General features: G+C 65.7%; 5 protein-coding genes. 1 reads left to right on the top strand and 4 read right to left on the bottom strand.

Annotation, left to right across the window (positions count from 1 at the left end; translation table 11 throughout):
* Positions 1–28: 28 nt before the first annotated feature.
* The 4 genes from ACFMO7_RS19270 to ACFMO7_RS19255 form a co-directional block, all read right to left on the bottom strand.
* Positions 29–433: a hypothetical protein gene (locus tag ACFMO7_RS19270; protein WP_376797115.1), complete on the bottom strand. Its 405-nt coding sequence runs from the start codon at positions 431–433 to the stop codon at positions 29–31.
* A gap of 41 nt (positions 434–474) precedes the next feature.
* Positions 475–663: a hypothetical protein gene (locus ACFMO7_RS19265; protein ID WP_069806202.1), complete on the bottom strand. Its 189-nt coding sequence runs from the start codon at positions 661–663 to the stop codon at positions 475–477.
* Between the two features lie 100 nt (positions 664–763).
* The gene (locus ACFMO7_RS19260; RefSeq protein WP_376797114.1) at positions 764–2,692 is read right to left on the bottom strand and encodes an asparagine synthase-related protein; all 1,929 of its coding nucleotides are present in this window, start codon (positions 2,690–2,692) and stop codon (positions 764–766) included.
* A gap of 41 nt (positions 2,693–2,733) precedes the next feature.
* Positions 2,734–3,483: a lasso peptide biosynthesis B2 protein gene (locus ACFMO7_RS19255; protein WP_376797113.1), complete on the bottom strand. Its 750-nt coding sequence runs from the start codon at positions 3,481–3,483 to the stop codon at positions 2,734–2,736.
* Positions 3,484–4,148: 665 nt separating this feature from the next.
* Between ACFMO7_RS19255 and ACFMO7_RS19250 the strand changes: the two genes are divergently transcribed.
* Positions 4,149–5,093 (top strand): class I SAM-dependent methyltransferase, encoded by a 945-nt coding sequence (locus tag ACFMO7_RS19250; protein ID WP_376797112.1) that lies wholly within the window; start codon positions 4,149–4,151, stop codon positions 5,091–5,093.
* Positions 5,094–5,472: the final 379 nt, after the last annotated feature.

Below are 5,472 nucleotides of genomic sequence, written 5' to 3'. Positions count from 1 at the left end.
CTCATCCCTGCTCCTCCTCCTTCCCGATCTAGAGCCAAGAAGGCGGGTTCACGACGATCCGGTCCAGCCGAATCTGGCAGTGACGCCATTCCTCTTCTGACAGGGTCACCACCTGATCCGCTTGCAAGACCCATTGCCCCCCGGACTGCTGTTGACAGAGCACGACTTCCACCTTGCCGGGGATCGCCCGCCACAGCAGCGCCTGCCCGCGCGGTGTCTCGATCACGAAGGGCTTGCGGTTGAGCGGCTGGCCGGCACTCCCTCTGATCACCCGCGCGAGTCTGGCCCGGACCACCTCGAAGGCCCGGTAGGGACTCTCGTGCTCCCAGGGAGCCAGAAACGGGCGGTAGGGTGTCGGATCGAGCGCCTCCGCCTCGCTGAGCAGTTCGGCTTCCGAGACGTCGCGAAACTGCAGCACATACCGCTCAGCCATGGAACGCCCTCCCAGGTCGATCCTGGTCTGCACTGACTCCTTCAGTCATCGTCCTCGTCCTCCTCGTCCGGGGCCGGTCGCTCCTCCCCTTCATCATCCCCGTCTGGCTCTGGAGGCTGGTCCGGTACATCGAAGTAGCCCGCTGCTGGGGCATCATAGTCATCGTCACCCTTGCCGCGCGTGAGCTGCACCACCGATCCAATCTCGACCAGCAGCGGGTCTGCCGCCACCGCTGCTGCTCCTCCTTCCCCCCCTTGCTTAGGTGGGGGAAAGGGAGCCGGTTGAAGCCACAGAAATCTCATCAGATCCTCCTTCGCAGTCAGGTGCTCTTCACTCCATCCACTGGATGAGCTGTCCAGAACTGCCCGCTTCAGTCTGCCTGCCCCTACCGCGAAGCACCACGGGAGCTGCTGGCAGCCCCGTCACTGGTTCTTGCCCCCCTCCTGCTGCTCCCCCCTGTCGCACCCAGAGTGCGAGCGCCAGGCTGCTCAGCACGAGTGGTTGAGCCACTGTCAAGAACGGGAGCCGGTTCAGGTGCGCTCGCAAGCTGTCACCATCCACATAGGGGGCCAGCTCCGCTGACCCTGCACGCAGCTCGTCTTGCAGCCAGGCTCGCCGCTCCCACAGCGCGCGAAAGATGGCCCGAGCGATCCGCCCTTTGGTCGCTCGCAAGCGGACTGGCTCGGGCACGTGTCCTCGCATCGCCTCCCGGAGCAGTCCCTTGGGAGGCAAGCCGTGGGGAACCAGCAGCGCCAGCGGGATCGCCAGCACCTGCTCAAGCACCCGCGGGTCGGTGTAGGGATCGGTGCTCGTGAGCCCGGCCTCCACCAGCGGACGGGCTGCCGCTAACGCTGCGCTCTCGGCAAACCGGTCGATCCCGCGAAGCCATTCCCACACCTGGACTGGCCCCCGCTGTCGCCAGCGCTGGCGCTCCGCCTCCTCCACCTCGAGCACTCGCTGCCACACCTCTGGTCGCAGCCAGGGTGCCAGAGGACGTCGATGCCAGGGGGACTCCGTGGACCGCCAGAGCGGAGAGCCGCGGGTCAGCACGATCTGGCCCCATGGCATCCCCTGCCGATGCCAGAGCCACAGATTCTGCCACACGATCCCAAAGGCGCGCTCTTGCCAGCATGCTCGCAGGATGGTCCTCCATGCTGGGTCCCAGAGCGCATCCCCAAAAGTCCCACGCAGGTACATCCGAACCCGCCGGCTCCGTGCCAGCTGGCCCAGACACCGATACCAACTGCCGAAAAAAAGCACCGCCGTCAAGGGCACCGGGGCCAGCCGGGCAAACTGGCTGGCTTCCTGCAGGAGAGGCACCTCTTCCTCGGTCCAGATGCGCAGCGGCAGGCCCAGCTCCCGCGCCACCCGTCTGGCAAAGGCACGTTCATCGGCCTCGGGCACACGCTGACAGGAAAAATGGACGCCCATCACCCGGGCCGGAGACAGCTCCTCTGTGGCCAGCACCGCACAGCTGGAGGAATCCAGCCCACCGCTCAGATCCACCAGCACCGTCTGCTGTCCCTCGACACGCTGGCGTACTGCCTCCCGCAGGACCGGGAGCACCTGCCTCCCGGCTTCCTCCAGGGTGCGCGGTGGGGTGGATCGCGCCGGGCGAGGAGACCAGAAGAGGCCGGTCTGGAGCTGGTCCGCCTGCCAGCGAACCCAGCCCCCTGGGGGAACCTCGTGCACCGTTCGCCAGGGCGAGGCGCTGCGAAAGTGCCCGGTCACCAGATACCAGCAGACCCAGTCAGCATCAAGATCACGGGGGCCATTGGTGGCGAGAAAGAGCCAGACCGGATCAGAGGCCAGGATGAGCGCTTGCCCACAGACCTGATAGAAGAGCGGGCGCAACCCAAACGGGCTGCGTGCTGCCAGCCCTCGCCGGCGGACTTCATCCCACCACACACAGCTATAATCCCCCTCGAGTCGGCAGAGGCACTCCAGTCCCCAGCAGCGGTAACTCTGTGCCAGGTATTCCAGATCTGACTGCGTCGCAGGAACAGCCCCGTAGGGCCGGAGCGCCTCCAGCAGGGCGGGGCGGTAATACAAACGACCGTCGGCCGCGACCCAGGGCGAGGTACAGGACTCCCAGGATCGCGGGCAGGCTTCTTGTTCAAGCGCCTGCCAGCACCAGCAGCCCTGGCACTGCCACGAGAAGAGCTGATCTCCGCGCTGGCGCACCAGGCTCCCAATCTGCAGCCAGCGGGTGGGTTCAATGGGGGTCTCCACCTGGGGAAGATCCGGCGCCAGAGACACCCAGAGACAGAATCCACTCAGAGGAACTCCTCCTTCCTCGACTACAGCTGGTCCCGTCCACTGTGAAAGATCGGCTGCAGCGCGCCAAGCATGGCCCGGTGAGCCAGCCATCCGAGCCCCGCCTTCCAGAAGAGGGGACCATCAGGCCCCTCCACCCAGGCATGGGCCGTGAAGGGAGCCGTCGAGATACCCAGCACGACGTGGGCAGCGATCCCTCGCTTGCGGAGCACCCACCAGAGTGCAAGGCTTTGCTCCAGGCAGGTGGGCGGGCGCCTCTGCATCAGGCTGGCCCACCGCATCCAGCGACACAGACGGCTGATCCGCGGGCGAGCGGCTCCCGTCAGCTGGTCTGAAGCGGCTCCTGGCAAGGCCTGTCCCTCGGCGACGACGAGCAGCAAGCCATCCGCACGACAGAGCGTCCTTCGGATGCCCCACAGGGTCAGCCAGGCGTCCAGCGGATCCCCGAGCAGCGCACCAAAGCGCAGCACCCAGAGCAGGCGAGAGCGGGCCCGCCGCCAGGAACGCGATGGCTCCGCCTCGATCAGACCATGACTGGCCACTCGCTGGAGAAACCGGCGGACCTCTGCTCTGGCAGCTTCCTCCGTCATCCCTTGCCGCCGGAGCACGGCGACCAGTTCCTGGTCTCCCGCGCCAGCCTGGAGGGCTTCCCAGAGCTGCCAGCCGCGAGGCGTGAGTCCCAGATAACGTCCCCGGCGCAGATCCAGGAGGACGCCCCCTTCTGTGGTGTGACTGGCGAACACTGCCAGCTGATCAGCCAGATCAGGCGCCATTGGCTCCGCTTCCCTTCTGAACCACGCAGCCACTCCCTGCCCTGCAGCAAACAATTCCCTGGCCTCGCGCTACCCCGCTCCCCCAGTGGGCAGACACGCTGCACCATCTGGGAGAGGCCATCCAGGGCCAGATGAGTAACTGCTCTGCCTGGTATCCACTCCAGTCCACGAGCATCTCCTCCTCTGGACCGAGTCGATGCTTCCTCTTCAGTATAACCGTTCCCTGCCCCGCCCGTCCAGTCCTTTCGATCCACATCTGCCTCGCGTGCGTTCCCTATCAGGACGTTCCCAGGAGCTAACCAGCGGGGAAGTGGCCAGGGAGCAACGTGCAGAGAGAGGAAAGGGTTCAGGAGCTCTTGCGCTGAAAGGACAGCAGTAGAACCAGTGCCTTCGGATGGTGATTGGACCGACAGGGACCGGCTGGCAGGCGTCGCCCCTGTCTCCTTGCCTGCCCTGCCGGGGAGTGCAGACAGACCTCGCTTTGCCGCTGCTCGCCAGCCGGCGACGGATTCTCTGCCTCTCGGGGGTCACCCGAGACCCTTCGAAGGCGCATGCTTCTCATCCTGGTTCCGGTTCTGGTGCTGATCCTCATGAGCATGCTCAGCTGTATGACAGGATGAGGAGGGGAGAAAGAAAGGAGCACTGAGGGGGCCCTTGTACGCACGTTGTTTGGTCGCCACCGCGCGCGCTTGGCGCCTGCTTCGCCGACGCCAGCCGCCCCCGACACCTCCCCCGAAGCTGGCAGAGCGCACCCGGCTCCCCAACGCCGCTCTCTGGAAGACGTGCCCTATCTCTTGCCCAAGGACCCGCTGGAAGACCAGCGACTCAACTACCAGCATCACGCGTTGGCGAGGACCCTGAGCAACCATTACCTGGCCCCGCTTGCCCCAGGGACCCGCACCATCCTGGATGTGGGCACTGGGACTGGGATCTGGGCCTTTGAGATGCAGGCCCTCTTCCCGCACGCGCTCATCGTCGGCGTCGACGTCTCTCTCGCGTCGATGACGCAGCCGGTGCCGCCGCCCTGCCTCTTCGTGCGCGCCAATATCCTGGAGGGCCTCCCCTTCCCGGATGAGCAGTTCACCTACACCCATCAGAGGCTGCTGGTGGCTGCCATTCCCGCCCAGGCCTGGCCCGGCGTTGTCTGCGAGCTGGTGCGCGTCACCCGCCCCGGCGGCTGGATCGAACTCCTGGAACTCAGCGATGGCATCCAGCCCGCCGGGCCGGCCACACGTCTCCTGCTCGATTGGTTCGCTGACGACAGCCAGCAGCTTGAGGCTGTCCCAGTCACAACGAGGTCCCTCGCTCCTGTGAGAACACGCTCACCGGTCCCCACCTGGTCGATGGCGAAACTCCCTGATGAGCTGGGCCAGGGTCTCCTGCTGCTGCCATTGCCCCCACTCTTGCCCTCGTTGGGCCAGACAAGTGCAGACGGCTCGGGTGGTCTTTCCAACAGAGCCAGGAGGGGCAACCTGCAGGGAGGTGCCAGGCAGCGGCAGAAAGGTATGGCTATGCATGTACACCTTGGGACTCATGCTCGTCAGTCGTTCCATCAGGGCGCAGCTCGCCGCTTCAGCTTGCTCTGTCTCTCCAGCCAGCCCGGCGGATGAAGTCGCCAACGATGCGCTTGACTGTGTGACAGGATCGCGCCAGGTTCCATTGGCCCTAGCTGGTGACGCCATCAACAACGCGCCAGCCCTGATGCAAGCCGAGGCAGAGATGGCAAGGGGCCACGAGATGGGAATCGCGAGTGCGTCCTCGATCGTCCCCTTGCCCACGGCACGGGGGCGACTTCTCAGGGCACGCGATCCAGCCACAGGCCACCCCAAGTGGAGGCCTCTCCACCAGGTGCTGGTGGTCTCACGGTCTCACCGTGAACCGGTGACGCAATCGGCTGCGCTTCCTGCTGCGGAGAGAAAGCGGAGCATTTCCTGCAGCCGCTGCTGCCATTTGGAGGGACACGGGAAATGACGGGCAAGGTTTCGCCCC

This window comes from Thermogemmatispora sp., assembly GCF_042408735.1.
Lineage (GTDB): Bacteria > Chloroflexota > Ktedonobacteria > Ktedonobacterales > Ktedonobacteraceae > Thermogemmatispora.
Note: the sequence above shows the minus strand (reverse complement) of the source record. Positions and strands in the feature narration are given on the sequence as shown.